Source organism: Geodermatophilus sp. DF01-2 (assembly GCF_004571065.1).
Lineage (GTDB): Bacteria > Actinomycetota > Actinomycetes > Mycobacteriales > Geodermatophilaceae > Geodermatophilus.
Genome location: NZ_SPQN01000034.1, coordinates 1 through 25,732 on the forward strand (window position 1 = coordinate 1; position 25,732 = coordinate 25,732).

Below are 25,732 nucleotides of genomic sequence, written 5' to 3' on the forward strand. Positions count from 1 at the left end.
ACCGGCCGGCGTCGCACCGGCCGGCGTCGCACCGGCCGGCGTCGCACCGGAGGGCGCTGCGCCCGAGGGCGGCCCACCGGCGGGCGCGGCCGCGGGCAGTTCGGTGGTCACGGGGGACGGGGTGCGGGGTGCCTCGGACATCGCCGCCCACGCTAGGCCGAGGGCCCCACTGCTCCGGGGAGGCCGCCCCGGGTGTCGCCGTGTCGACTCGTCGACACGGCGACCGGCGAGGAGGGGTCCCTGCTCCTGGGCCGTACGGACTACCCCGAAGGTCTGATGGAGACGAAACCTCCGCGTAATACAAGCTTCCAGGACCCGCACCGGCTCGACGGCCTCACCGGCGGCACCGTCGACGGAGCCGGTCGGCCGAGTGTCCAGGGGAGCCCCATGGTGCAGTCCCGTCACGACGAGGAGCTCGCGCGACGGTCCCGGCCGCTCTCCCGCCCCGGTCCCACCCGGATGGCGCACGCGACGCCGCCCGCCCCCGCTGTGCCGGTTCCCACGAGCAGCCCCGTGCGCTGCCACCCCTGAGGAGACCGTCGTGACCGTCATCTCCGTCCCGCAGGCGTTCAACGAGGACGACCTGTACGTGGACCTGCGGTCGATCTTCGACGACCCGCTGTACCTCAAGTGCGAGGGTTTCAACTTCGCCGGCTCGATCAAGCTGAAGGCCGCGGCCGAGATGGTCGAGGCCGCCGAGCGGGACGGCGTCCTGACGCCGGACTCCGTGCTCATCGAGTCCTCGTCGGGCAACCTCGGCGTCGCACTCGCCATGATCGCGGCCAGCCGGGGCTACCGCTTCCTGTGCGTGACCGACCCGCGCTGCAACCTCTCGACCCGGCGGCTCATGGAGGCGCTGGGCAGCCAGGTGCACATCATCACCGAGCCCGACCCGGTCGGCGGCTTCCTGGGCGCGCGCATCGACTACGTGACGGCGATGTGCGCCTCCGACAGCCGCTTCGTGTGGCTGAACCAGTACCGGAACCCCGGCAACTGGCGGGCGCACCACCGGCGGACGGCGCCGGCGATCGCCCGCGACTTCCCCGACCTGGACGTGCTCTTCGTCGGCGCGGGAACGACCGGGACGCTGATGGGCTGCGCGCGCTTCTTCCGCGAGTGGCACCGCCCGGTGCGGATCGTCGCCGTGGACGCCGTCGGCTCGGTGACCTTCGGCGGGCCGCCGGCACGCCGGATGATCCCCGGCCTGGGCAGCGGGGTCCGCCCGGCGCTGCTCGACGAGTCCTACATCGACGAGGTCGTGCTGGTCGAGGAGGCGGACACCCTCCGCGCCTGCCACCGGCTGGCCCGCCGCGGCTTCCTCTTCGGCGGTTCCACCGGCACCGTGGTCAGCGGGGCGATGAGCTGGCTGGCCCGCAACGGCAGCCGGGGCCGCACCGCCGTGGCCATCGCTCCGGACCTCGGCGAGCGCTACCTCGACACCGTCTACCAGACGAACTGGCTCGAGGACCTCTTCGGCAAGGACGTGCTGGACCCGTTGCGGGCCGAGTACCCGTTCCGGGAGAGCCTGCCGCGGCCGGCCGAGGCAGGCGCCGCCGAGAGGGGCACCACGACGCTGGCCGGGAGCCGGTCGGGGGGCACCGCCACCGTGCCGGCCCCGCGGGCGGAGAGCTGACGTGCTCGGACACCCCGTGAACATGGTGTCGGCCGGCCCGGGCACGGCGCCGGCCGCCGTCACGTCCGAGGGCACACCACCGGCCGCCGGGAGCGCGCTGGCCGCCGTCCTGGCGGAGGTCCTGCAGGTCGACTCCGTCCCGGTCGACGCCCACGTCTTCGACGACCTCGGCGCCGACTCGATGGTCCTGGCCCGCTTCTGCGCCCGCGTCCGCAAACGGCCCGACCTGCCCGCGGTCACCATCAAGGACGTCTACCAGCACCCGACGATCCGCGGGCTGGCGGCGGCGCTCGCGCCGCCGCCGGCCACCGCCGTGCCCGCACCGGTCGCGACGCCGGCGGCGGCACCGGTCCAGGCCCCCCGCCCGGCACCCGTCGGCACCGTGCAGTACCTCCTCTGCGGAACCCTGCAGGCCCTCTTCTTCGTCGGCTACTGCCTCCTCGCCGCAACCGTGGGAGTCACCGGCTACGACTGGATCTCCGAGGGCGGGGGCATCGTCGACCTCTACGCGCGGTCGGTCGTCGTCGGCGCCGCGGCCTTCGTCGGCATGAGCATCCTGCCGGTCCTGGCGAAGTGGGTGCTGGTCGGCCGGTGGGAGGCGGAGGAGTTCCCGGTCTGGAGCATGCGCTACGTCCGGTTCTGGATCGTCAAGACGCTGGTGCAGAAGAACCCGCTGGTCCTGTTCTTCAACGGCACGCCGCTGTACGCCTGGTACCTGAGGACGTTGGGCGCCACGGTCGGCCGGGACGTCGCGGTCTTCGTCGGGCAGGTGCCGGTGGCCACCGACCTGCTGACCATCGGCGACGGCACGGTGATCCGCAAGGACGCCGTGGTCAGCGGCTACCGGGCGCACGACGGCCTGATCGAGCTCGGGCCGGTCACCCTCGGCCGGGACGTGGTCGTCGGCGAGGCCTCGGTCGTCGACATCGGTACCTCGATGGGGGACGGCGCCCAGCTCGGTCACCGGTCGTCGCTGCACGGCGGTCAGACGGTGCCCGCCGGTCAGCGCTGGCACGGTTCCCCGGCGCGACGGACGGACGTCGACTACCGGCTGGTCCCACCTGCCCGCTGCAGCACTCGCCGCCGGGTCGTCTACACCCTGCTGAAGCTCCTCGGGGTGCTGCTCGTGGAGCTGCCGCTGGCGATCGGCGGCCTGGCCGTCCTCGTGCTCGTGTTCCCCGGGCTCGGCGAGCTGCTGGACACGGGGCCGCTGGCGCTGACGAGCGCCTCGTTTTACGCCGACGTGGCGATCGGCTCCCTGGCGCTGTACTTCGGCGGCTACCTCGTCGGCTTCCTCTTCGTGAGCACCCTTCCTCGGGTGCTGGGCCCGTTCATCGTGCCGGACGAGGTCCATCCCCTCTACGGCTTCCACTACTCGGTGCAGCGGACGATCGCGAGGACGACGAACTCCAAGGTGCTCCTGAGGCTCACCGGCAACAGCTCCTACGTCGTCCACTACCTGAGCTCCGTGGGGTACGACCTCGGGCGGGTCGTGCAGACCGGGTCGAACTTCGGCGAGGCGGTGAAGCACGACACCCCGTACCTGACCAGCGTCGGCAGCGGGACGATGGTGGCCGACGGGTTGTCGGTCATGAACGCCGACTTCTCGAGCAGCTCGTTCCAGGTGTCCCGGACGGCGATCGGCGCGCACAGCTTCCTCGGCAACGCGGTCGCCTACCCCGCGCAGGCCCGGACCGGGGACGACGTCCTGCTGGCGACCAAGGTCATGGTCCCCATCGACGGGCCGGTCCGAGCGGGCGTCGGGCTGCTGGGCTCGCCTGCGTTCGAGATCCCGCGCACCGTGTTCCGCGACGCCACGATCGACGCCCACCTGCAGGCCCCCGGCGAGCTGGCCCGGCGCCTGGCCGCCAAGAACCGGCACAACCTGCTCACCATGGGCCTGTTCCTGCTGGTCCGGTGGCTCAGCTTCTTCGCCGTGACCCTGATCACGCTGGCCGGCTTCGACCTCCACGACCGTCACGGCCCTCTCTCGGTGGCGGCGGCCATGGTGCTCGATGTCCTGTTCATCACCGCCTACGGCGTGCTGGTCGACCGCGCATCCACGGGCTTCCGGCCGTTGACCCCCCAGCAGTGCTCGATCTACGACCCGTACTTCTGGCGGCACGAGCGGTTCTGGAAGCTGGTCGCGGAGCCGACCTTCTTCAACGGCACGCCGTTCAAGAGCGTCCTGTGGCGGCTGCTGGGCGTCCGGCTCGGTCGCCGGGTGTTCGACGACGGCGCCACCATCCCGGAGCGGTCGCTGGTCACCATCGGCGACGGCTGCACGCTCAACGCCGGCAGCGCGATCCAGTGCCACTCGCAGGAGGACGGCGGCTTCAAGCTCGACCGGATCACCATCGGGTCCGGCGTCACGGTCGGCGTCAGTGCCTGGGTGCACTACGGCGTGACGATCGGGGACGGCGCCGACATCGCCCCTGACGCCTTCCTCATGAAGGGCTCGGAGGTCCCACCGCGCACCCGCTGGGCGGGCAACCCGGCCGAGGAGGTGCGGTCGGCCCCGGCTCCCCTCCCGCCCCGCGCCCGCCGGTCGATCCCCGTGTCCAGCCTGGTGCCGGCGCCGCGGTCCGGTGGGGACACGCCTGCGCCCTCGTCCGGCGGGCGGCACCGCGCCGGTCCCCGGCACCTGGCCCCGACCCGCCGCTGAGCAGGGAGATCCCCCGTGGACACCATGCCGCTGACCACCCCCGCCCACCCGCCACGCACCGCTCCCGACGCCGACCGGGCGTTCTGGCGCGACGTCCTCACCGCCGGTGGGTCCACGACCGTCCCGCGCTGGGCTCTCGCGCCGGCGCCCGGGACGGCCGACCTGGAGGTGACGGTGCCCGACGCCACGCTGGTCGCGCTGCGCCGACTGGCCGACCGGCTCGCCGTCCCCCTCGGCTCGGTGCTGCTGGCCGCGCACGCCCGGGTGCTCGCCGCGCTGTCGGGTGAGCACGACGTGGTGACCGGCTACGTCGCCGGGGACGGCGACCATCCCCTCCCCTGCCGGCTCTCGACCGACGCCGGGTCCTGGCGGGTGCTGGTGCGGCGGGCCGCCACGGTCGAGGCCGGGTTGCTGGCGCATCGGCACACCCCCGTCGAGCAGCTGCGGCACGAGCTGGGGGTCCGCGGGCCGTCGTTCGAGACGGTTCTCGACCTCACCGGCGCCGGGGGCGACCTCCCCGGCGGCGTCGTGCTGGAGGTGGCGCCGGTGCACCGGGCCGAGCGGCTGGCGCTGCGGCTCGCGTACCGTGCCGACGTCCTGGGCGCCGACGCGACCGCGCGGATCGCCGGCTACCACCGCACCGCCCTGACGCGGATCGCCGAGGACCCGGACGCCGCCCCCGGCCAGGCCGGCCTGCTCTCTCCCGAGGAGCTGCGGCTGCAGCTGGACGGGCTCGGCGGTCGGCACCGGGAGCTGCCCGACCGCCGGGTCCACGAGCTGGTCGAGGAGCAGGCGCGGCGGCGCCCGGACGACGTCGCCGCCGTCCACGGCGACCGCTCGCTCACCTACCGAGAGCTCGACGTCCGCAGCAACCGGGTCGCCCGGGCGCTGCTGGCCCGCGGCCTGCGCGCGGAGGACGTCGTCGCGGTGGTCACCGAGCGGAACCTCGACTGGCTGACCGCCGCCCTGGCGGTGTTCAAGGCCGGCGGCGCGTACCTGCCGGTCGAGCCGCACTTCCCGCCCGACCGCATCGCCACCGTGCTGTCCCGCGCCGGGTGCCGCCTCGTGCTCACCGAGCCGGGCAGCACCACCTCGCTCGACGCGGCCCTCGCCGGGCGTCCGGGCGTGCAGGCGGTGCACGTCGGCGCCGCCGAGGCCGAGGGGCACCCCGGCACCAGCCCCGGGGTCGCGGTCGGCCCCGACCAGCTGGCCTACCTGTACTTCACCTCCGGCTCGACCGGGGAGCCCAAGGGCGCGATGTGCGAGCACGCCGGCATGCTCAACCACGTCCTCGCCAAGATCGACGATCTCGGGATCGGCGAGGGGCAGGTGGTCGCCCAGGTGGCCCCGCAGTGCTTCGACATCTCGCTGTGGCAGCTGGTGTCGGCGCTGGTGGTCGGCGGGCGGACGCTGATCGTCCCGCAGGACGTCGTCCTCGACGCCGAGCGCTTCGTCGACCGCCTCGTCGAGGGCCGGGTCGCGGTGGTGCAGGTGGTGCCCTCCTACCTCGAGGTGGTGCTCTCCTACCTGGAGGCCCACCCGCGCCCGCTGCCCGACCTGCACGCCGTGTCGGTCACCGGTGAGGCGCTGAAGAAGGAGCTGGTGCAGCGCTGGTTCAGCGTCCAGCCGGGCATCGCGCTGGTCAACGCCTACGGGCTGACCGAGACCTCCGACGACACCAACCACGAGGTCCTGCGCACCGTGCCGGACACCGACCGGGTCCCGCTCGGCCGGCCGGTGGCCAACGTCGAGGTCCGGGTGGTCGACGAGCACCTGGAGCCGGTGCCGCTGGGCGCGCCCGGCGAGATCGTCTTCTCCGGCGTCTGCGTCGGCCGCGGCTACGTCAACGACCCCGAACGGACTCAGGCGGCGTTCGTGCCCGACCCGTACCGCCCGGGCCGGCGGCTGTACCGCAGCGGCGACTCCGGCCGCTGGCTGCCCGACGGGAAGCTGGAGTTCCTCGGCCGCCGGGACACCCAGGTCAAGATCTCCGGCTTCCGCATCGAGATCGGCGAGATCGAGAACACCCTGCTGCGGGTGCCGGGCGTGCGCGACGGCGCGGTGGTGGTCGCCGAGGGGCCCGACCGCAGCCGGCACCTGGTGGCCTTCTACGCCGGCCCCGCCCCGATCGCGACCGACGTCCTCCGGGAGCGGCTGGCCGCCTCGCTGCCGGCGTACATGGTCCCGACGGCCTTCCACCGGCGGCCGGTCCTGCCGCTCACCGCGAACGGCAAGGTCGACACCAGGGCGCTGACGACCCTGGCCCGGGAGCTCGCTGCCGTCGAGGAGCACCACGCCGCCCCGCGGACACCGACCGAGCACCGGCTGGCCGCCGCCTGGTCCCGGGTGCTGGGCATCCCGCAGGAGCAGGTCGGCCGGCGGGACAGCTTCTTCGACCGCGGCGGGACGTCGCTGTCGGCGGTGAGGCTGGCGATCGCCCTGGACCGCGCCGTCTCCCTCCCCGACCTCACCCGGCACCCCGTGCTGGCCGATCTCGCCGCGCTGCTCGACGAGCGGACCGGCGCGCACCCGATCCCCTCTCCCCGCACCCCAGGAGGAAGTGAGTCATGACGTCCTCGTTCCCGGCGTCGGTCCTCGACGTCGACCTGCGCCCGGGCGGTCCCCGGGTGCTGCTGACCGACGCCCCGGGCGACGCCGCCGTCTGGGCGGCCGAGCACCGCGACGCGCTGCGCGCCGCCGTCGTCGAGCACGGGTCGGTGCTGGTCCGCGGCCTGGGCCTCTCCGACGCGACCGCGGTCGCCGCCGTGGTCGACCGGCTGACCGACCGCCTCATGTCCGAACGGGAGGCCTTCGCCCCGCGGCAGCCGCGGCCCGGCGGGCTGTACTCCGCCACGCCGTGGCCGGCCAACCAGCCGATGTGCATGCACCACGAGCTCAGCTACGCGCTCGAGTTCCCGGGCCTGCTGGTGTTCGCCTGCCTGACCGCGCCGGCCGAGGGCGGCGCAACGGCGGTCGCCGACGCATCCACCGTGCTCGAGGCGCTGCCGGCCGACCTGGTGGAGCGGTTCGAACGGGAGGGCTGGCTGCTGCTGCGCACCTACAACGACGAGATCGGCGCCCCGTGGCCCGAGGCGTTCGGCACCGCCGACCGTGGCGAGGTCGAGGCCTACTGCCGCGCGAACGGGATCGAGGCCGCGTGGCTGCCCGACGGCGGGCTGCGCACCCGTCAGCGGCGCAGCGCCGTGGTGCGGCATCCCGTTTCGGGGCGGCGCTGCTGGTTCAACCAGGTCGCCTTCCTCAACGAGTGGACGCTGACCCCCGAGGTCCGCGAGTACCTGGTCGACGTCTACGGCCCCGACGGGCTGCCGTTCACCACCGCCTTCGGCGACGGCGAGCCGATCGGCGAGGACGTCGTCGCGCTGCTCAACGCGGTCTACGAGGAGCACACGCACCGGGAGCCCTGGCGGGACGGCGACCTGCTACTGGTGGACAACGTGCGCAGCGCCCACAGCCGGGAGGCCTACACCGGCCCGCGGGAGGTGCTGGCCGCGCTGGCCGACCCGGTGCACCTGGCCGACTGCTCCCCGACGGTCCCGGTGGGTGCCCGGTGAGCGCCGTCCCGACCTTCGCCGTGGTGTCCGGCGACCAGGTGCAGCGGGCCCTGCAGGGCCGCGAGAAGCAGGTCGTGGAGCTGGTCGAGGCCACCTACCTGCTGCACGACGCCGGGGACACGGTGAACCCGCCGTCGTACTTCCTGCGCTTCCCGGACCGGCCGGCCGACCGGATCATCGCGCTGCCGGCCTCGATCGGCGGCGACGTGCGGGTGCACGGCGTGAAGTGGATCTCCAGCTTCCCGGGGAACGTGGCGGCCGGGATCCCGCGGGCCTCGGCGGTGCTCGTCCTCAACGACCACGCCACCGGCTACCCGTTCGCCTGCCTGGAGGCCTCGGTCGTCAGCGCCACCCGGACGGCGGCGTCCGCGGCGGCGGCCGCCGACTGGCTCAGCCGGGACCGCGGCCGCCCGGCGCGGGTCGGGTTCGTCGGCGTGGGGCTGATCGCCAGGTACGTCCACACGTACCTGGCCGGCAGCGGCTGGTCGTTCGACGAGGTCGCCGTGCACGACCTGTCGGCCGACAGCGCGGCCGGCTTCTGCGGCTATCTCGAACGGTCGGGAACGGCCGGCCGGGTCACCGTGCACGAGAGCCCCGAGGCGGTGGTCCGCGCCAGCGACCTGGTCGTCTTCGCGACGGTCGCCGGGAAGCCGTACGTCTCCGACGTCTCGGCCTTCGCGCACTGCCCGCTGGTGCTGCACGTGTCGCTGCGCGATCTCGCGCCGGAGGTACTGCTCGCCTCGGCCAACGTCGTCGACGACGTCGAGCACTGCCTGAAGGCCGACACCTCGCCGCACCTGGTGGAGCAGCTGACCGGCAGCCGGGACTTCCTCCTCGGCACGCTGGCCGACGTGATGACCGGTCGGGTTCCCGTGCCGGTCGACCGGCCGGTGGTCTTCTCCCCCTTCGGCCTGGGCGTGCTCGACCTGGCGGTCGGCAGCTTCGTCCACGACGAGGTGGTCCGCGCCGGTGACCTGCACGTGGTCGCGGACTTCTTCACCGAGCTGAGCCGGTACGGATGACCGGGCCGGCCGGTCGCGCCGCCCCCGGTCGGGCGGCACCCGGCCGCGCAGCGGGCCGGGGGTGACCGGTGCGCCGCGCAGACGGCCGGCCGCCGTGGCCGCGGTCCGGACCGGACGCGGCTCCGCTGCCCGGCGTGTGCCAGCTGTGGTGGGCACGGCCCGGTGACGTGCGGCCGGAGCACGACGCGCTGCTGGGCGCCGCCGACCTCGCGCGGCGGGCGCGCCTGGCCGACGCGGCCGACCGGCAGCGACTGACGGCGGCCGCGGTGGTCGCCCGGCTGGTCCTCGGGGCGGCCCTCCGGACGCCGCCCGCCGCGGTGCGGATCAACCGCACCTGCCCCACCTGCGGATCCGGGCACGGCAAGCCCCGCCTGGCCGACGCCGCGGCGCTGCACTTCTCGGTCTCGCACTCGGCGCACTGCGTGGTCGTCGCGGTGCTGCCGGGCAGCCCGGTCGGCGTGGACGTCGAGGCGGTCGGCCGCTTCGGCCCCGGCGAGCTCGAGGACCTCGCCGCCTGCGCGCTGGCCGACGGGGAGCGGGAGCACCTGGCCCGGCTCCCGGCCGCCGAGCGCCCGCGGGCGTTCACCGTCTACTGGACGCGCAAGGAGGCGGTGCTCAAGGCGACCGGCCACGGCCTCGGTGTCCCCCCGGACGAGCTCGTCGTCACGCCGCCGTCCACCCCGCCGCGAGTGCTGCGGCGGGACGGCCCGGAACCGGTCTGGCTGCGCGACCTGCCCGCGCCGGCCGGCTTCGTCGCCGCGCTGGCCGGTCTGGGTACCGCCCCGGACGACGTCGCCGACCGGGCCGCCGGGCCGCTGCTGCGCCAGACCAGCCGCCGGCTGTCCGGCCCGACCACCCGGAGCCAGCGGTACCCGTAGCCGTCGAGGGTCAGCTCCGCCCCGCCGTCCTCCCGCACCGCGACCTCGCCGGGCTGCAGCAGGTCCACCAGCCGGTGCTCGGCGCCGCAGTCCTCCAGCGACAGCGGCACGGTGCGCGGCTCCGGCCCGAGGTTGTGGACGGCGACCAGCGCGCCGTCGTCCCAGCTGCAGAGGTGGGCCAGCACCTCCCGATGCGGCTGCTCGAGCACCCGGTAGCTGCCCCAGCCGAGTTCGGGGGACTCTCGGTAGCGGCGGACCAGCAGCTTCATGAACGACAGCAGCGAGTCCGGGTCGTGCCGCTGGTCGGCGACGTTGACGAACCGCGGGGAGAACCCGCCGTCGACGACCGGCCCCGGTAGCTGCTCGGGGTCGGCGGTCGAGAAGCCGCCGTTGTGGCCCGACGTCCACTGCATCGGCGTCCGGACGGCGAGCCGGCCCTCGGCGTCCAGGTCCTCCCCCATGCCGATCTCCTCGCCGTAGAAGAGCACCGGGGTGCCCGGGAGGGAGAACAGCAGGCTGTAGACCATCCGGACCCGCCTCGGGTCGCCGTCCAGCATCGGCGGCAGCCGGCGGCGCAGGCCGCGGCCGTAGATCTGCATCCGCTCCTCGGGGCCGAAAGCGGCGAAGACCTCCTCGCGTTCGTCCTGGCTGAGCTTGTCGAGGGTGAGCTCGTCGTGGTTGCGCACGAAGGTCGCCCACTGGCTGTCCGGGTTCACCGCCGGGCGCTGGGTGAGGGCGGTGCCCAGCGGGCCGGCGTCCGCACGGGCCAGCGAGAGGTAGAGGGCCTGCGTGCCGACGAAGTCGAACACCATCGTCAGCTCGTCGCCGTCGGCACCGCCGAAGAAGTCGACCTGCTGCTCGTGCGGGAGGTTCACCTCGCCGAGGAGGATCCCGTCGCCGGTTCGGCGACCGAGCAGCCGGCGCAGGGAGCGCAGGTACCGGTGCGGCTCCGGGAAGTGGTCGTCGTCGCCGGGCTGGATCTCGAGGAAGAACGGGACGGCATCGACGCGGAACCCGGACAGGCCCAGCTGCAGCCAGAAACCCATGATCTTGGCGATCTCGTCGCGGACCCGGGGATTGGCCACGTTGAGGTCGGGCTGCTCCTTGTAGAAGCGGTGCAGGTACCACTCGCCGGTCGGCTCGTTGAAGGTCCAGAGGCTCTGCTCCTGGTCGGGGAAGAGGACCTGGCCGGAGGTGTCCGGCGGCTCGTCGTCCCGCCAGACGTAGAAGTCGTGGAACGGCGAGTCCTTGCTCCGCCGAGCCGACTCGAACCAGGGGTGGCGGATCGAGGTGTGATTGACGACGAGGTCGGCGATCACCCGGATGCCGCGGTCGTGCGCGGTCCGGATGGCCTCGACCAGGTCGCCGTGGGTACCCAGCCGCGGGTCGACGCCGTAGAGGTCGGTGATGTCGTAGCCGTCGTCGCGCTCGGGGGTGGGATAGAAGGGCATCAGCCACAGGCAGGTCACGCCGAGGTCGGCGAGGTGGTCGATGCGCTGGGCGAGGCCGGCGAAGTCGCCGCAGCCGTCGCCGTTCCAGTCCAGGTAGGTCTCGACGTCGAGGCAGTAGACGACGGCGGTCTTCCACCACAGGTCGGCGGTGTCGGTGATCCTCACGACAGCACCGCCGGCTGGGGCTCCTGACGGGGGCGCAGCGGTTCGGCCGGGCCGGGCGGGTCGATCGCCACCGCCGGCGCCGGGCGCGTGACGTCGAGCTGCGGGAGCACGTGCGCGCCGAAGGCGTCCAGGAAGGGCAGCTGCTCCTTGCCGACGTGGTGCAGGTAGATCTGGTCGAAGCCCAGCTCGGCGTACTCCGCCAGCCAGGCGGCGTGCCGGCCGAGGTCGGCGGAGATGCGCACCGCCTCGCCGACCGCCTCCGGGGTCACGTGTGCGCTGGCCTGGTCGAAGGCGCGGGTGGTGTCGAGGTCCCAGCACAGCGGCGGCGGGAAGACGTTGCTGCGCCACTGGTCGTGGGCGATGGCGACCGCCCGCTCGGGGTCGGGGTCCCAGCTGACGTGCACCTGCAGGGTGAGGGTCCCCTGGCCGCCGGCGTCCCGGTAGGCGCTGATCATCTCGCGCAGGGTGTCGTGCGGCTGGTTGATGGTGACCAGGCCGTCGGCCCACTTGGCGTGCTTCCTGGCGGTCGTGGCGGTGACGGCGGGCGCGATGAGCGCGGGCTGCTGCTCGGGGAGGGTCCAGATGCGGGCGCGGTCGACGGTGACCAGGCCGTCGTGGCTGACCTCCTCACCGGCCAGCAGTGCGCGGATCACGTCGACGCACTCGCGCAGCCGGGCGTCGCGCAGCTCCTTGCGTGGCCAGACGTGCCCGGTGACGTGCTCGTTCATCGCCTCGCCGGAGCCCAGAGCCACCCAGAAGCGGCCGGGGAACATCGCGCCGAGGGTGGCGATGGCCTGGGCGACGATCACCGGGTGGTAGCGCTGTCCGGGAGCGTTGACCGCACCGAAGGGCAGGTTGGTCGTGGCCATGGCCGCGCCGAGCCAGGACCAGGCGAATCCCGAGTGCCCCTGCCGTTCGTTCCACGGCTCGAGGTGGTCAGAGCACATCGCGGCGGTGAAGCCCACCTCCTCGGCGTGCTGGACCGCGCGCAGCAGCTCGGCGGGGTGCACCTGCTCGTGCGAGTTGTGGAACCCGATCACCGTCATGCCGGGCCCCTACCCCACGGCCGCGCCGTGTACCTGCGGAGTTCTGGCCGTCGGCGGTGCCCGGTCAGGTCAGGGACCGCACGTCCGCGACGTCGTACTCGGCCACCGACGCGGACAGCAGCGCCGCGCCCTGTTCGTCACTGGGACCGCTTCCGCGGAAGGCTCTGGCGGCTGCCTGTGTCTCCCAGCGCTCGAGGACGACGATGCGGCCGGGGTCGATCAGGTCGGCGGTGAGGGCGAAGTCGAGGCAGCCGGGTGCCCGGCGCGCCTGTTCGACGACGCTCACGTAGCCGGCCAGGTAGGAGGCCCGCTCCCCCGGGTCGACGACGAGATGTCCTGCGACGATCACCACGCGCTGCTCCTCCGTGGAAACTGGGGCGTCCTGCCAGGGCAGACGACCCACCGCCGCCGGACTCATCGGTGGCCACGGCTGCACCCACGGGCAGGCGCTCTAGAAGGGTGCTGGGGTCGTCGGCGGGGTCGGCCGCCGGTGGTGGTGGTGGCTGCTCGGGTGGCTCGGGTGGGCGGGTGAGCACGCGTGGTCTGGTGAGCTGCAGGCCGGGTGGTCGGCTGGTGCGGGTGACGCCGGCGGGGGTGGTGACGGTCAGGATGCCGTCGGGGGTCATGGCGTAGGTCCAACCCGGGGCGAAGGTCTTGAGCCGATGGTGCCGCCGACACAGACAGCACAAGTTCGAGCAGTCGGTGGCCCCGCCGGCGGCGTGCGGAATGACGTGGTCGGCGTCCGCCCAGCCGGCCCGGTTGTCACACCCCGGATGCCGGCAGCTGCGGTCCCGGGTGGTGATGAACCGGTCCTGCGCCGCGGTCGGCTCGTAGAGATCGGTCGCGGCGGGGCGGGTGATCACCGGGCAGCCGCAGTCGCTCCCCGGGTGGTCGCGGCAGCCGCGCCGGCCGGCGGCGCGCAGCTCGCGCAGCGTGGCGACGGCCTGCAGGGCGCCTGCGTCGTCGGTGAAGGAAAAGCTGATCGACCCCCCGGGCGGTGCTTGGAGGCCGATGGCGTCGAGCTGGGCCAGCAGGTCGCGCACGTGCGCAGCGGTGATCGGCGTGCCGGCCACCGCCCCGGTCGGCTCGACCACCGATCCGGGCCGGGCGAACGCCGGCGGCACCGGGGCGCCGGAGGCCAGGAACCGCTCCGGGGTCAGCGCGCCGACCGGCACCTGCACCTCCACGTGGGCGGCCACCGGCTCGGGCACCAGCCAGGGCCGCAGCACCAGATCGGCCAGGATTCCCGACCGCAGCATCCCGATCGGCCGCTCGTCGCCGGCCTGCTTCGCGCGCCAGGCCAGCTCGTCGATGGTGGCCTGGCACGCGGCGGCCAGCTCGTCGGGCATGCCGGCGACCAGCTCGCTGATCCCGTCGCCGACCGGACGGCGGCGGACGTTCACCGCCCGGTGCGCCTTCTCCCGCCGCCGATCCGACGCCGCGGCGTCCCGGGCGGCCAACTCGGCGCGCAGCCGCTCCTTGAGCTTGCGGATCGACAGCGACGCGGCCTCGGGCAGCACCGCGGCCTCCACCGCGGCGATGATCGCCGGATCGGTGCCGCGGATCTTCCACCCCAATTCCTCGGCAAAGGTCCGGGCCCGCGGCCAGTCCAGTCGGCCCTGGGTCAGCTCCGCGTGGGTCGCCCGCAGCGAGCCGGTGAGCGTCAGCGCGTGCTCGGTCAGCGTGGTCGCCGTCGCCCGCGCGCAGTTCACCGTCAAGGCCAGTTCGTCGGCGAAGAACTCGCTCACCCCCTCCGGCGCCCTCACGCCCGGCACCGCGTCGTTCCCGGCGTCAGCCGCGGCACCGGGCTGACCGGGCTGCCGGTCGGCCGAGGCCGGCCGGTCGGCGGCGAAGGCAGCCACCAGCTCCAGCTCGTAGGCGGCCAGTTCGGCCTTGAGCTGCTGCACCCGCTGCAGCTCCAGCGCCTTCTCCTCCGGCGAGCGGGCGTGCACCGGAAGGATCTCGCCCAGCGACGGCCACGCCGTCCCCGGGGGCGGCAGCAGGGGCAGCTGCACGTCGGTCACCGTCAGACCCACGCCATAGCCACCACCGATGAACACACCACGAACCTACGGCGGGGGTACGACACTTTCCGGCTCTGACCAGCCAGGACGTCTCACAGACCGTCGTCCGCCAGACGCACGTGGAGTCGTTGCGCGCGACACGCGCGGACACGCCGCCCAGCGCGACGGCCAGCCCATGATCAACGCGATGTCGCGACGCTCGACGATCAGGCCGGCGTCGAGGTGCCGGTTTCCTCGGTGGGCGTGCTGCCCCGCCGAGCAGCAGCAGCTCGGCGTCGGTGTGCTCCGGCGGCGCGGCGAACAGGTAGCCCTGCGCCAGACCGACCCGACCGTCTCGCAGGTGGGTGCGCTGGCGCTCCCGCTCGATCCCCTCGGCGACGATCTCCAGGACGAGGGTGTGCCCGAGGTCGATCAGCCCACGCAGGATCGCAGGCATCGACTCGGCATCGTCGATGGTGCTGACGAACGACCGGGTGGATCTTGAGGATGTCGACCACGAACCGACGCAGGTGCGACCGCGACGAGTAGCCGGTGCCGCAGTCGTCGGGCGCGACCCGGACGCCGAGGCCGCGCAGCTCGTGCAGCCGCTCGGCGGCCAGCACCGGGTCGCGCACCAGCACCGACTCGGTGAGCTCCAGGACCAGCGCCGACGGCGCCAGCCCGCTGGCCTCCAGCGCCGTCCGGACGTCGTGCAGCGGCCCCGGGCGACCCGAGCTGGAACGGCGAGACGTTGACCGCCATCGACACCTCGGCCGCCGCGGGGTGGTCGCGCCGCCCAGCGGCCGCGGCCGCGCAGGCCTGGGTCACGACCCAGCGGCCGATGTCGAGCACCAGCCCGATCTCCTCGGCCACCGGCAGGAACCGCTCGGGCAGGACGACGCCGAGCTCCGGATGGTCCCACCGCAGCAGGGAGGACGCCGTCGCCGCGACGTCGCCGGTGGCGATGCCGATCGCTCGCCGAGACGGTGACCCGTTGCCCGCCCAGGCCCACCGGCCCGGAGAGCCCCGGTCGTCGGCGGGCCGGATCGGCGGCCTCAGCGGACCGCACGCGCACCCACCCCGAGGGGTGAGCCGGGTCAGCCGAGCAGGTCCGCGACCCGGCCCGGGTCGTTGGCGACGTCCAGGTGCTCCCCGGTGCCGTCGCCGACGACCGTCCAGCCCCGGGCCCGTGCGGCCGCGGCCTCGGCGTCGTAGGACGCCGACAGGTGCACGTACCGGACGTCGGCGTCCGGCCACTCGGCGGGCACCGGGACCGGGACGTCGTAGAAGTCGGCCGGCAACTCGTGCCCCTCGGCCAGCACCGCTGCGCGCACCCGCTCGTCGGGCACCAGCTCGGTCATCGCGTCCGGCCCCCACCAGGTCGTCCAGTCGGCGATCCGGCCGCCGCGGACCAGGGGCGCGACCAGCTCTCGGACGTCGTCCGGCCACGTCCCGGTGGGCAGCACGGCATCCAACCACACGACCCGGCGGGCGCCGACGGCGACCGCGACGGCGGGCAGCACGATCCCGGCCCCGGAGAACCCGACGACCACCTCCACCCGGCCGGCCGCCGCGGCGCCCTCGACCCAGCGCCGCGGCCAGCCGGGCGCCGTCGTCACCGCCGCGCGCAGGTCCGGGACGGCGACCTCGTCCCCTCGGCGGCGCAGCGCCGCCGCCAGCGGCTGCAGCACCGCCGGGCCGAGCAGCGGCGGGTGGACCAGCAGCCAGGTGGGCACGTGGCCGGCCCGCAGCCCAGTCGGGTCAGCCGCCGAGGATGGGCTCGTAGACCTCCTGGGTGCGGTCCAGCACCTCCTGGAGCTCCTCGGCGCCACGGAACTCCTCGTCGATGTACTCCTCCCCCACCTGCTCGACGACTGCCGGGTCGTCGTGCGCCGTGCGCAGCGCGTCCTCGAGGGTGGTGACGACCTCCTCGGGCAGCCCGGCGGGGCCGGCGAGGCCGAAGGTCGACCCGGAGAGGGTCAGCTCCGGGAAGCCGGACTCGGCCAGGGTCGGCGTGTCCGGCAGCCAGGACAGCCGCTCCTCCGAAGACACCGCCAGCGGCCGGAACTGCCCGGCGTCGATGTTCTCGGTGACGTCGGACGAGGCGTTGATCAGGACGGCGTCGACGTTCCCGCCGAGCAGCGCGGTGGTCATCTCGGCGTTCCCGTCGAAGGGCACGACCGTCACCTCGACCCCGTACAGGTCGCGGAGCCGCTGCAGCTCGATGCCCTGCGGCGTGGAGGCACCCGGGACGCCGACGGTGATCCCGCCCGGGTTCTGCTCGGCGGCGGTGAAGAAGTCCTCCGCGGTCTGGTACGGGGAGTCGGTCCCCACGGCCAGCACGGAGGGCACCTCGGCCATCACACCGATGGGCGTGAAGTCGTCGAGGGAGTAGTCCAGGTCGTTGGCCAGTGGAGTCAGCACCGTCGTCCCGGCCGTGACCAGGGACAGCGTGTAGCCGTCGGGCTCGGAAGCGATGAGCTCCTGCATGGCCAGCGCACCCGATCCGCCGGGCAGGTTCTCGACCACCACGGGCTGGCCCAGCTGCTCCTCCAGCGAGGCGCCGTACGCGCGGGCCGTCAGGTCGGTCGGACCCCCGGCCCCGTACGGGACGAGGAGCCGGATCTCCTCGCTCGGGTAGGCGGCCGGGTCGCCGGCCGCGGCGCCACCGTCCTCCCCGCAGGCGGCGAGCAGGCCGAGGGCGGCCAACGCGGCGATGGTCCGGGCGGGACGGTTCAGGGGCATCGTTGCCTCCAGGGTGGTGGGTGGGTCGGTCAGCCGGGGTGGACGACGGTCAGGTCGGGCGCAAAGGCCAGCCGGGCGTCGGTCACCGCCTGCAGCTCGTCGGGCGTGACGCCGGGTGCGACCTCACGGACGACGAAGCCCTCGGGGCAGACGTCGAGGACGGCGAGGTCGGTGTAGACCCGGTCCACGACGGCGGCGGCGGTCAGCGGGTAGGTGCAGCGCGACAACAGCTTGGGACGGCCGTCCCGCGTGGTGTGCGTGGTCACGACGAGGACCCGCCGCGCACCGACGGCCAGGTCCATGGCCCCGCCGACGGCCGGTGGCATCGCCGCCTCGTCGGTGGCCCAGTTGGCCAGGTCGCCGGCCTCGGAGACCTGGAAGGCGCCCAGCACGCTCACGTCGAGGTGGCCGCCGCGCATCATCACGAACGCGTCGGTGTGGTGGAAGAACGACCCTCCGGGCAGCAGGGTCACCGGCTGCTTCCCGGCGTTGATCAGCTCGGGGTCCTCCTCGCCCGGGGCCGGCGCCGGGCCCATCCCGAGGATGCCGTTCTCGCTGTGGTAGACGATCTCCTTCTCCGGCCCCACCACGTCGGCCACGAGCGTGGGCAGGCCGATCCCGAGGTTGACGTAGGAGCCGTCCGGGATGTCGCGGGCGACCCGGCGGGCCATGTCCACCGGCGACAGGGGGCGGATCACGTGTCCTCCTCGCTGGCGCTCGTCGGCCGCGTACCCAGGGATGCTCCGCCCATGCGCCACCTCGCAAGCTCGGTCACTCAGGCCACCTCCACCACGCGGTCGACGAAGATGCCGGGCGTCACGACGGCCTCGGGGTCCAGCTCGCCCAGCTCGACGAACTCCCGCACCTGGACGACGGTGCGCGCGGCCGCCGTCGCCATCGTCGGGCCGAAGTTGCGGGCCGCGGTGCGGTAGACGAGGTTGCCCCAGCGGTCGGCCCGGTCGGCCTTGATCAGCGCGACGTCGGCGGGCAGCGGCCGCTCGAAGACCTGGCGGCGGCCGTCGAGGACCCGCACCTCCTTGCCCTCGGCGAGCTGCGAGTCCGCGCCGGTCGGGGTGAAGAAGCCGCCGAGGCCGGCGCCCGCCGCGCGCATCCGCTCGCTCAGGGTGCCCTGCGGGACCAGCTCCAGCTCGATCTCCCCGCGGCGCCAGAACTGCTCGAACCACACCGAGCCCGCCGAGCGCGGATAAGAGCAGATGATCCGGCGGACCCGGCGCTCACGGATCAGCGCCGCGATGTCGGTCTCGCCGCTCCCGGCGTTGTTCGTCACCACCGTGAGGTCCCGGGCCCCCTGCTCCAGCAGGGCGTGGACCAGCTCGACGGGGACGCCGGAGTTGCCGAAGCCCCCGACGAGCACGGTCGCGCCGTCGGCGACGTCCGCCACGGCCTCGGCCAGCGTGGCCACCCGCTTGTCGATCACGGTGCCGCCTGGCGGCGCCGGTACCAGCGGGGCGAGGTGGACGGCGGCGGGGTCAGCGCCGCCCGGACCACGAGGACGTCCGGGCCGGTGCCGTCGAGGCTCTCCGCGAGCGCGGACGCGAACTCCTCGCCGAAGCCGTCCACCGTCCGGGCCGGGACGCCGAAGGACCGCGCGAGGGCGACGAAGTCGGGGGTGGCGAGGTCCACGCCCCGCGTCGGGACGCCGGAGTGCACCTGGTCGAACCGCAGCATCCCGTACCCGCCGTCGTCCACGATGACGGTGGTGACGGGCAGCTCCTCCTGGGCGAGGGTGGCCAGCTCCCCGCAGGCGAACAGGAACCCGCCGTCGCCGACCAGCGCCAGCGCCCGGCCCCCGCCGGCGAGCGCGGCCCCGATCGCGGCCGGGAAGGCGTAGCCGAGCGTTCCCCAGCCCAGGGGGAAGGCCAGCCGGCGCGGCCCCGGCACCCGGGAGAAGGCGGCCGCCCAGTAGCCGGCGATGCACATGTCCGCGAGCAGCACCCCCGCCCGGTCGGACACCCGGTCGAGCGCGTCGAGCAGCCCCTCGGCCTGCGGCTCGTCCACGCGCACCAGCGCCCGCACGTCGTCGGCCAGCGCGTCGATCGTCTCCCGGAGCGCCGGCAGGCCGTCGCGCTGGGGCAGGTCGTCGAGCAGTGCGTCGAGGACGACCGACACGTCGCCGGCCACGGTGAGGTCGGCCGGGTAGTTCTTGCCCGCGTCGGCCGGGTCGACGTTGACCGCGAGCAGCGCCGGCGGGCGCGGCATCGCCCAGTTCTGCGTGCTCGTCCCGTCGAGGTCGCTGCCCAGGGACACCACCAGGTCCGCCTCGTCCCAGAGCCGGCCGATCGCGGGGACGTGCGCCGGGCCGGGCACCAGGCAGGGGTGCTCGGGCGGCAGCAGGCCCCGCCCGCCGAAGGTGGTGACCACGGGGGCGGCCAGGCGCCGGGCCAGCTCGCCGACGAGCTCGCCGGCCCCGGACCGCAGCGCCCCGCCGCCGGCCCACACCAGAGGACGTCGGGCGCCGGCGATCAGCTCGCGGGCACGCGCCAGGTCGTCGCCGTCCACCCGGTGCTCCGGGACGGGCGGCACCGGTGCCCGTTCGGGGCTGCCGGTCGGCGCACCGAGGAGGTCGGTGGGGACCCCCAGGTAGACCGGCCCGGTGGCCGGCCGCAGGGCGACCGAGCCGGCGCCGACGGTGTCGGCGTACAGGTCCCCGGCCGACGACGTCACCACGGTCGCCTTGGTGACCGGGGCGAACATGGCCGCCTGGTCACGGGTCTCGTGCAGGACGCCGCGGTACACGCCGGGACGGCGCAGCGTCGACGGGATGTCGGTGGCGACGACGAGCACCGGCGCCCCCGAGGCCATCGCCTCGCCGGTGGCACCGAGCGTGTTCGCCGCCCCGGGGCCCGTGGTCACGACGGCCACGCCCAACCGGCCGGTCGCGCGGGCGTACCCGTCGGCCGCGTACACCGCGGTCTGCTCGTGCCGGACGCCCACCACGCGCAGTCCCGCCGCCGCGGCCGCCTCCCAGACCGCGAGGTTGTGCACCCCGGGCAGCCCGAACACGGTCTCGACGCCGAGGTCCTGCAGGGCCGCGACGAGGTGGTCGGCGCCCGTCGCCCGACCGCCCTCGGCGGCGACCCGGGTCGCCTCAGTCGCCGACGACATCGCGGAAGGTCTCCTCCGTCTCGACGAACAGCTGGCCCAGCTCCTCGCTGCCGATGAACTCCTCCGGCACGTACCGCTCCTCCAGCGCCGCGACGACCTCGGGGTCCTCCGACGCGCTGCGCAGCGTGTCCTCGAGGGTGGCGACCACCTCCTCGGGCGTGCCGGCGGGGGCGATCACGCCGAACGTCGTGGTGCTCTGGGTCAGCTCCGGATAGCCCAGCTCGACGAACGTCGGCGCGTCGACGTAGGGCAGCCGCTCCTCGGTGCCGACGGCGAGCACCCGCAGCTCACCGGACTCGATCGCCGGGAGCAGGTCCTGCGAGAGGTTGACGAAGCCGGCGGAGACGTTGCCGCCGAGCAACGCGGTCCGCACCTCGGAGCCGCCCTCGAAGGGCACGACGGTCAGGGGCACGTCGTAGAGCTCGGTGATCCGCCGGGTCTCCGCGGCGTGGGTGTTCGTGGCCCCGGGCGTGCCGACGGTGATCGCCCCGGGGTCCTGCCGCGCCGCCTCGAAGAGCGACTCCAGGTCCTGGTACGGGGAGTCGGCGGGCACGACGATCCCGGACGGCACCTGGGTGACCACGCCGACCGGCGCAAAGTCCTCACGGGTGTAGCCGACGTCGTTGGACAGGTAGTTGAGCACCGCCGTGGGCAGCGCGGTCATGGAGAGCGTGTGACCGTCGGCCGGGGAGGAGATGAGCTCCAGGTACGCGGTGGCGCCGGACGCGCCGGGGAGGTTCTCCACGACGACGGGCTGGCCGAGCTGCTCCTCCATGTACTGGCCGAGGGCCCGCGCCGCGATGTCGGTCGGACCGCCCGCCGTGTAGGGCACCAGCAGCCGGATCTCCTCGGTGGGGTAGTCGGCGACGGCTTCGGCGTCCGGTGCGGCATCGTCGCCGCAGCCGGCCAGCACGGCCGTGAGGACCAGGGCGGCGAGCAGGCGTAGCGGTCTCATCGGTCTCCTCGGGACGACGGGATGTCTGGATCGTTGCCTGCGCGGGGGTCGGGGTCGCCGGCGCGGACGACCGCCTCGGCGCCGGGGTCCCCCTCGGCGACGTCGGGGTCCCGGCCGACGACGGGACCACCGTCGCGCTGCCGGCTCGCGGTGCTGCCGGTGGCCGCGTCGGACGGGGTGGCTTCCTCGGACTCGGCGAGGTCCTCGGCCTCGACCCGGCCGAACACGGACTTGCGGCGCCGGGTGGTGACCAGGCTGATCACGATGATCAGCGCCATGAGCCCGAACAGGGTCCCGGAGATCGGCCGGGTCACGAAGATCTCCAGGCTGCCGCCGGAGAGCAGCATCGACTGCCGGAACGCCCGCTCCAGGATGGAGCCCAGGACGAAGGCGAGCACCAGCGGGCCGGGCTCGAACCCGGTCTTCTTCATCAGCCAACCGATGACGCCGAAGACCAGCACGACCCACATGTCGAAGGTGTCGTTGTTGACCGAGAAGACGCCGGTCATCGTCACCAGCAGGGCGAAGGCGGCCAGGATGCCGGCGCGCACCCGCAGCAGCTGCACGAAGACGCCGACCAGCGGGATGTTCAGCATCAGCAGCATCAGGTTGCCGATGAACATGGAGGCGATGACGCCCCAGAAGATCCCCGGTTCCTGGTCGATCAGCTGCGGCCCGGGGGTGATGCCCTGGATCAGCAGGGCGCCGAAGATCAGCGCGAGCACGACGTTGGCCGGGATGCCGAGGGTCAGCAGCGGGATGAAGGCCGACGTGGAGGAGGCGTTGTTCGCCGTCTCCGGCCCGGCGACGCCCTCGATGGCGCCCTTGCCGAACCGGCTCGAGTCCTTGGCCCGGCGCTTCTCCATCGCGTAGGAGGCCAGCGAGGAGATCACGCCGCCCCCGCCCGGCAGGACGCCGATGAAGAAGCCGAGCACCGAGCCGCGGGCGATCGCGCCGGAGGAGTCGCGGAAGTCCTTCCGGGTCGGCCAGATGTGCTTGATCTTCGAGGTGACCGCACGGACGGCGTCGGTGCGCTCCAGGCTGTGCAGGATCTCGCCCACCCCGAACAGGCCCATCGCCACCGCGACGAAGTCCAGCCCGTCGAACAGCGAGACCTGGTCGAAGGTGAACCGGGTGGTCCCGGTGATCGGGTCCTGCCCGATGGTGGCCAGGAGCAGGCCGAGGGCGGCCATGGACAGGCTCTTGAGCACGGAGCCCGCGCCCAGGTAGGTGACCAGCAGGATGCCCAGCACCGTGAGGGCCACGTACTCGGGGGGACCGAACTCGACCGCCAGCTCGGCCAGGGGCGGGGCCAGCAGGGCCAGCCCGATCACCGCGACGATGCCGCCGATGAAGGACCCCACCGCCGCGATGCCCAGCGCGGGGCCGGCCCGCCCCTGCCGGGCCATCTGGTAGCCGTCGAAGGTGGTCACGACCGCGGCGGCCTCACCGGGCAACCGGAGCAGCACCGAGGTGATCGTGCCGCCGTACATGGACCCGTAGTAGATGCCGGCCAGGAGGATGACGGCCGTCTCCGGCGGGATGGCGTAGGTCAGCGGCAGCAGCAGGGCGATCGTCGCCGTCGGCCCGAGGCCGGGCAGGACCCCGATCACGGTGCCGATGAGGACGCCGAGGAAGACGTAGAGCAGGTTGGTGGGGTCCAGCGCGACGGAGAAGCCCTGGAGGATCCCGTCCCACAGTTCCATGTCAGCCCCCCAGCACCGGCTCGAGCACGCCCTCGGGGAAGGGCACGCCGAGGGCCTCGACGAAGAGCAGGTGGAACAGCACGGCGCCGGCCACGGCCAGGCCGAGCGACCACCGCCACGGCTCGCGACCGAACACCCGCAGCCACAGGGCCAGCATCAGGAACGCCGGGATGATGAAGCCGAGCGCCTCGAACAGGACGATGAACAGCCCCAGGCTGACCAGGCCGCCCATGATCCGGACGGTGGCCGGTGTCCACGGCTCGTAGTCCTCGGCCGGGTCGACGAACACCAGGACCGCGGCGGTGCCGGTGAGGAGCACCGCCACGAGGAACGGCCAGAGACCGGGCCCGGGCGCGGTCAGCTCGCCCAGGCCCATGTCCCGGGCCTGGAACAGGGCCAGGAGCCCGAGGGCGACGAGCAGCAGCGGGGCGATCCGGTGCAGGTGCGACGCGAGTACGGATCTGTCCCGGGAACGCTCCCGGACCGTGCCGGATGCGGACGGAGGCGCGGACATGGTCTCCTCGTCGGTTCTCGGCCGGCTGTGACGCCTGACACTGCGGTCGTCTGACACTAGGAGGGTCTTTCTGTGTGGTCCAATAACGAATTCGGTCGCCGTCCATAGCGTCTGTGCATCTATCCGAGGAGCTGCGTGGAGCTACGTCACCTGCGCGCCTTCGCCGCCGTCGCCGAGGAACTGCACTTCGGCCGAGCGGCCCATCGCCTGCACATGGCGCAGCCGGCCCTGAGCCAGCAGGTCAAGCAGCTCGAGCAGGACGTCGGTGCGTTGCTGCTCGAGCGGACGACCCGGCAGGTCCGGCTGACCAGCGCGGGGGCGGTGTTCGTCGAGCACGCCCGGCGCGTCCTGCGGGAGGCCGAGCGGGCCCGCGAGTCGGTGCTGGTCAGCGAGCGGGGCGAGCGCGGTGAGCTCCGCGTGGGCGTCACCGGCGTGATCACCTGGCGGCTGCTCCCCCGCATGGCACGTGCCTACCGGCGGCGCTATCCGCTGGTCCGGCTGGAGCTGCACCCCTCCGTGTTCAGCGCCGCCCAGGTCAGCGCACTGATCGACGGCCGGATCGACGTGGGGTTCCTGCGCGCGCCGGTGCCGGCCGGGCCACTGGCCAGCCGGGTCATCCTCAACGAGTCCCTGATGGCCGTGCTGCCCCAGGACCATCCCCTGGCCGGCGAGCCGGAGGTCGACCTGGCCGCGCTGGCGGACGACAACTTCGTCAGCTACGTCTCGATGCAGGGCTCGGCGCTGCGCGACGCCGCGGTGCACGCCTGCTTCTCCGCCGGCTTCACGCCGCGCGTCGTCCAGGAGGCACCGGACACGCACACGGTCGTCGCGCTGGTCGGTGCCGCGGTCGGCGTGGCACTGATGCCCGCCTCCGCCGAGACGCTGCAGATCGAGGGCGTCGTCTTCACCCCCATCGCCGGTGGGGTCGACGTCCGGGTGCCGATCGCCCTCGCGTGGCGGGACGGCGATCCCTCCCCGGTGCTCGCCGGCTTCCTCGCCACCGCCGAGGAGGTCCTGCCCAGCCCTCCCCCAGGGCTGGACGGGCCCTGACCGGCACCCGGACGCCGTCATCGCTTACTCCTGCAGGAGCGGGCCGTACACCTCGACGATCTCGTCGATCCGGGCCTGGAAGTCCTCCGTGCCGACGAACTCGTCCGGCACGTACTGGTCACCGAGGGTCTCGACGACCTCCGGCTGCTCGAGGCATGCGGCCACGGCGTCCTCCAGGGTCTGCACCACCTCGTCGGGGGTGCCCGCCGGTGCGGCCAGCCCGAAGACCGAGACGCTGTTGGTGAGCTCGGGGAAACCGAGCTCGGCGAGCGTCGGCACGTCGGGCAGGTAGTCGACCCGCTCCTCCGGGCTGACGGCCAGCGGCACGAAGCTGCCCGCCTCGATGTTCTCCAGGACGTCCTGCGAGGCGTTGATGAAGACCGCGTCGACGTTGCCGCCGAGCAGCGCGGTGGTCATCTCCGCGTTGCCGGTGAACGGCACGAGCGTGAGCTCGATCCCGTACAGCTCGGCCAGCCGCTGCAGCTCCATGGCCTGGGACGTGGTCGCGCCGGGCACCCCGACGTTGACCTGGCCGGGGTTCTGCTCGGCGAACTGGAACAGCTCCTCGGCCGAGGCGAACCGCGAGCCCTCCCCCACGGCCAGCACCGACGGGATCTCGGTCACCGCGGCGATCGGGATGTAGTCCTCGTTGGTGTAGCCGACGTCCTCCTGCAGCGGGTTGGTGGCCGAGGCCGGCACCGCGATCAGCGACAGGCTGTAGCCCTCGTTCCCGCCCTGGATCATCGCCTGCATCCCGAGCGACCCCGAGGCACCCTCCCGGTTCTCCACCACCACCGGCGGCTCGAAGTCCTCGTCCAGGCAGCTACCCACGGTGCGCGCGGCCAGGTCGGTCGGCCCGCCGGGCGCGTACGGCACGTAGAGGGTGATCTCCTCCGACGGGTACTCCACGGCCGCCGCCTCCCCGACCTCCGCGCCGTCCTCGCCGCAGGCGGTGAGGACGATCGCGGACGCCGCCACCAGGACGGGAAGGGTTGACCGGGGGTGTCTCATGCATGCCTCCACTGATGTGTTTCGGGTGGGGGGGTCCGGGCCGGGCGCGGCGGACCGCCCGCGGCGCCGTGCCCGGCTCGCTCGGTGCGGCGGACGCCGCACCCAATGAGCCTGCGAGGCAGCTCACACGGATGTAAGCCGGGGTGGCGAACTGTCACGAAGCTGTGACCTCGACCCCCCGATCCTGCTT

19 protein-coding genes and 1 pseudogene are annotated in these 25,732 nt (G+C 73.8%); 8 read left to right on the forward strand and 12 right to left on the reverse strand.

The annotated features are described in order from the left end of the window. Positions 1-541 precede the first annotated feature (541 nt). The 6 genes and pseudogenes from sbnA to E4P41_RS23190 form a co-directional block, all read left to right on the forward strand. Positions 542-1,633 (forward strand): 2,3-diaminopropionate biosynthesis protein SbnA, encoded by a 1,092-nt coding sequence (sbnA, locus tag E4P41_RS10880; protein WP_245177267.1) that lies wholly within the window; start codon positions 542-544, stop codon positions 1,631-1,633. Position 1,634: 1 nt separating this feature from the next. Beyond that, the gene (locus E4P41_RS10885; RefSeq protein WP_209307655.1) at positions 1,635-4,298 is read left to right on the forward strand and encodes a Pls/PosA family non-ribosomal peptide synthetase; all 2,664 of its coding nucleotides are present in this window, start codon (positions 1,635-1,637) and stop codon (positions 4,296-4,298) included. Between the two features lie 24 nt (positions 4,299-4,322). Further along, complete coding sequence (locus E4P41_RS10890) at positions 4,323-6,869, forward strand: amino acid adenylation domain-containing protein (protein WP_135141302.1); 2,547 nt, start codon at positions 4,323-4,325, stop codon at positions 6,867-6,869. Further along, positions 6,866-7,870 (forward strand): TauD/TfdA family dioxygenase, encoded by a 1,005-nt coding sequence (locus E4P41_RS10895; protein WP_135141278.1) that lies wholly within the window; start codon positions 6,866-6,868, stop codon positions 7,868-7,870. Before E4P41_RS10890 ends, E4P41_RS10895 begins: the two co-directional genes overlap by 4 nt. Next, a complete protein-coding gene (gene sbnB / locus E4P41_RS10900; RefSeq protein ID WP_209307656.1) occupies positions 7,867-8,892 on the forward strand; it encodes a 2,3-diaminopropionate biosynthesis protein SbnB in 1,026 nt (341 codons plus the stop codon). The genes E4P41_RS10895 and sbnB overlap by 4 nt, the downstream gene beginning before the upstream one ends. A 458-nt stretch (positions 8,893-9,350) precedes the next feature. After that, positions 9,351-9,539 (forward strand): annotated as a pseudogene (locus E4P41_RS23190) (4'-phosphopantetheinyl transferase superfamily protein); the annotation flags it as partial. Here the strand turns inward: E4P41_RS23190 and E4P41_RS10910 are convergent. The 3 genes from E4P41_RS10910 to E4P41_RS23195 form a co-directional block, all read right to left on the reverse strand. Next, complete coding sequence (locus E4P41_RS10910) at positions 9,482-11,386, reverse strand: alpha-amylase family protein (RefSeq protein WP_245177268.1); 1,905 nt, start codon at positions 11,384-11,386, stop codon at positions 9,482-9,484. The pseudogene E4P41_RS23190 and the gene E4P41_RS10910 overlap by 58 nt on opposite strands. Next, positions 11,383-12,432, reverse strand: a complete 1,050-nt coding sequence (locus tag E4P41_RS10915; RefSeq protein WP_135141280.1) for a TIGR03885 family FMN-dependent LLM class oxidoreductase — start codon at positions 12,430-12,432, stop codon at positions 11,383-11,385. The genes E4P41_RS10910 and E4P41_RS10915 overlap by 4 nt, the downstream gene beginning before the upstream one ends. Positions 12,433-12,569: 137 nt before the next feature. Beyond that, positions 12,570-14,468, reverse strand: coding sequence for an HNH endonuclease signature motif containing protein (locus E4P41_RS23195; RefSeq protein ID WP_245177269.1), 1,899 nt, complete (start codon positions 14,466-14,468; stop codon positions 12,570-12,572). A gap of 163 nt (positions 14,469-14,631) precedes the next feature. Between E4P41_RS23195 and E4P41_RS23200 the strand changes: the two genes are divergently transcribed. Continuing rightward, positions 14,632-14,940 (forward strand): hypothetical protein, encoded by a 309-nt coding sequence (locus E4P41_RS23200; RefSeq protein WP_245177270.1) that lies wholly within the window; start codon positions 14,632-14,634, stop codon positions 14,938-14,940. Positions 14,941-15,532: 592 nt separating this feature from the next. On the opposite strand, the gene E4P41_RS22120 is transcribed toward E4P41_RS23200, so the two are convergent. The 8 genes from E4P41_RS22120 to E4P41_RS10975 all read right to left on the reverse strand — a co-directional run bounded on the left by E4P41_RS22120 (position 15,533) and on the right by E4P41_RS10975 (position 23,481). Beyond that, positions 15,533-16,171, reverse strand: a complete 639-nt coding sequence (locus E4P41_RS22120) for an alpha/beta hydrolase (protein ID WP_167761034.1) — start codon at positions 16,169-16,171, stop codon at positions 15,533-15,535. 25 nt (positions 16,172-16,196) lie between these two features. Then, positions 16,197-17,180 (reverse strand): tripartite tricarboxylate transporter substrate binding protein, encoded by a 984-nt coding sequence (locus E4P41_RS10945; protein ID WP_135141284.1) that lies wholly within the window; start codon positions 17,178-17,180, stop codon positions 16,197-16,199. Between the two features lie 29 nt (positions 17,181-17,209). After that, entirely contained in the window at positions 17,210-17,851 is a 642-nt protein-coding gene (locus tag E4P41_RS10950; protein ID WP_209307658.1) for a 3-oxoacid CoA-transferase subunit B, read from the reverse strand. 104 nt (positions 17,852-17,955) lie between these two features. Beyond that, positions 17,956-18,618 carry a 3-oxoacid CoA-transferase subunit A gene (locus tag E4P41_RS10955; protein WP_135141285.1) on the reverse strand — a complete coding sequence of 221 codons (663 nt, stop codon included), beginning with the start codon at positions 18,616-18,618 and terminating at the stop codon, positions 17,956-17,958. After that, positions 18,615-20,306: a thiamine pyrophosphate-binding protein gene (locus E4P41_RS10960; protein WP_135141286.1), complete on the reverse strand. Its 1,692-nt coding sequence runs from the start codon at positions 20,304-20,306 to the stop codon at positions 18,615-18,617. The genes E4P41_RS10955 and E4P41_RS10960 overlap by 4 nt, the downstream gene beginning before the upstream one ends. Continuing rightward, the gene (locus E4P41_RS10965; RefSeq protein WP_135141287.1) at positions 20,290-21,261 is read right to left on the reverse strand and encodes a tripartite tricarboxylate transporter substrate binding protein; all 972 of its coding nucleotides are present in this window, start codon (positions 21,259-21,261) and stop codon (positions 20,290-20,292) included. The genes E4P41_RS10960 and E4P41_RS10965 overlap by 17 nt, the downstream gene beginning before the upstream one ends. Then, positions 21,258-22,967 carry a tripartite tricarboxylate transporter permease gene (locus E4P41_RS10970; RefSeq protein ID WP_245177271.1) on the reverse strand — a complete coding sequence of 570 codons (1,710 nt, stop codon included), beginning with the start codon at positions 22,965-22,967 and terminating at the stop codon, positions 21,258-21,260. The genes E4P41_RS10965 and E4P41_RS10970 overlap by 4 nt, the downstream gene beginning before the upstream one ends. Position 22,968: 1 nt before the next feature. After that, a complete protein-coding gene (locus tag E4P41_RS10975) occupies positions 22,969-23,481 on the reverse strand; it encodes a tripartite tricarboxylate transporter TctB family protein (protein WP_135141288.1) in 513 nt (170 codons plus the stop codon). Positions 23,482-23,616: 135 nt separating this feature from the next. Here E4P41_RS10975 and E4P41_RS10980 point away from each other — a divergent pair, with 135 nt between their 5' ends. Further along, positions 23,617-24,531, forward strand: coding sequence for a LysR substrate-binding domain-containing protein (locus E4P41_RS10980; RefSeq protein ID WP_135141289.1), 915 nt, complete (start codon positions 23,617-23,619; stop codon positions 24,529-24,531). Positions 24,532-24,555: 24 nt separating this feature from the next. Here the strand turns inward: E4P41_RS10980 and E4P41_RS10985 are convergent, their stop codons facing one another. Continuing rightward, on the reverse strand, positions 24,556-25,542 hold the full coding sequence (locus E4P41_RS10985) for a tripartite tricarboxylate transporter substrate binding protein (RefSeq protein ID WP_135141290.1): 987 nt from the start codon (positions 25,540-25,542) through the stop codon (positions 24,556-24,558). Positions 25,543-25,732 lie beyond the last annotated feature (190 nt).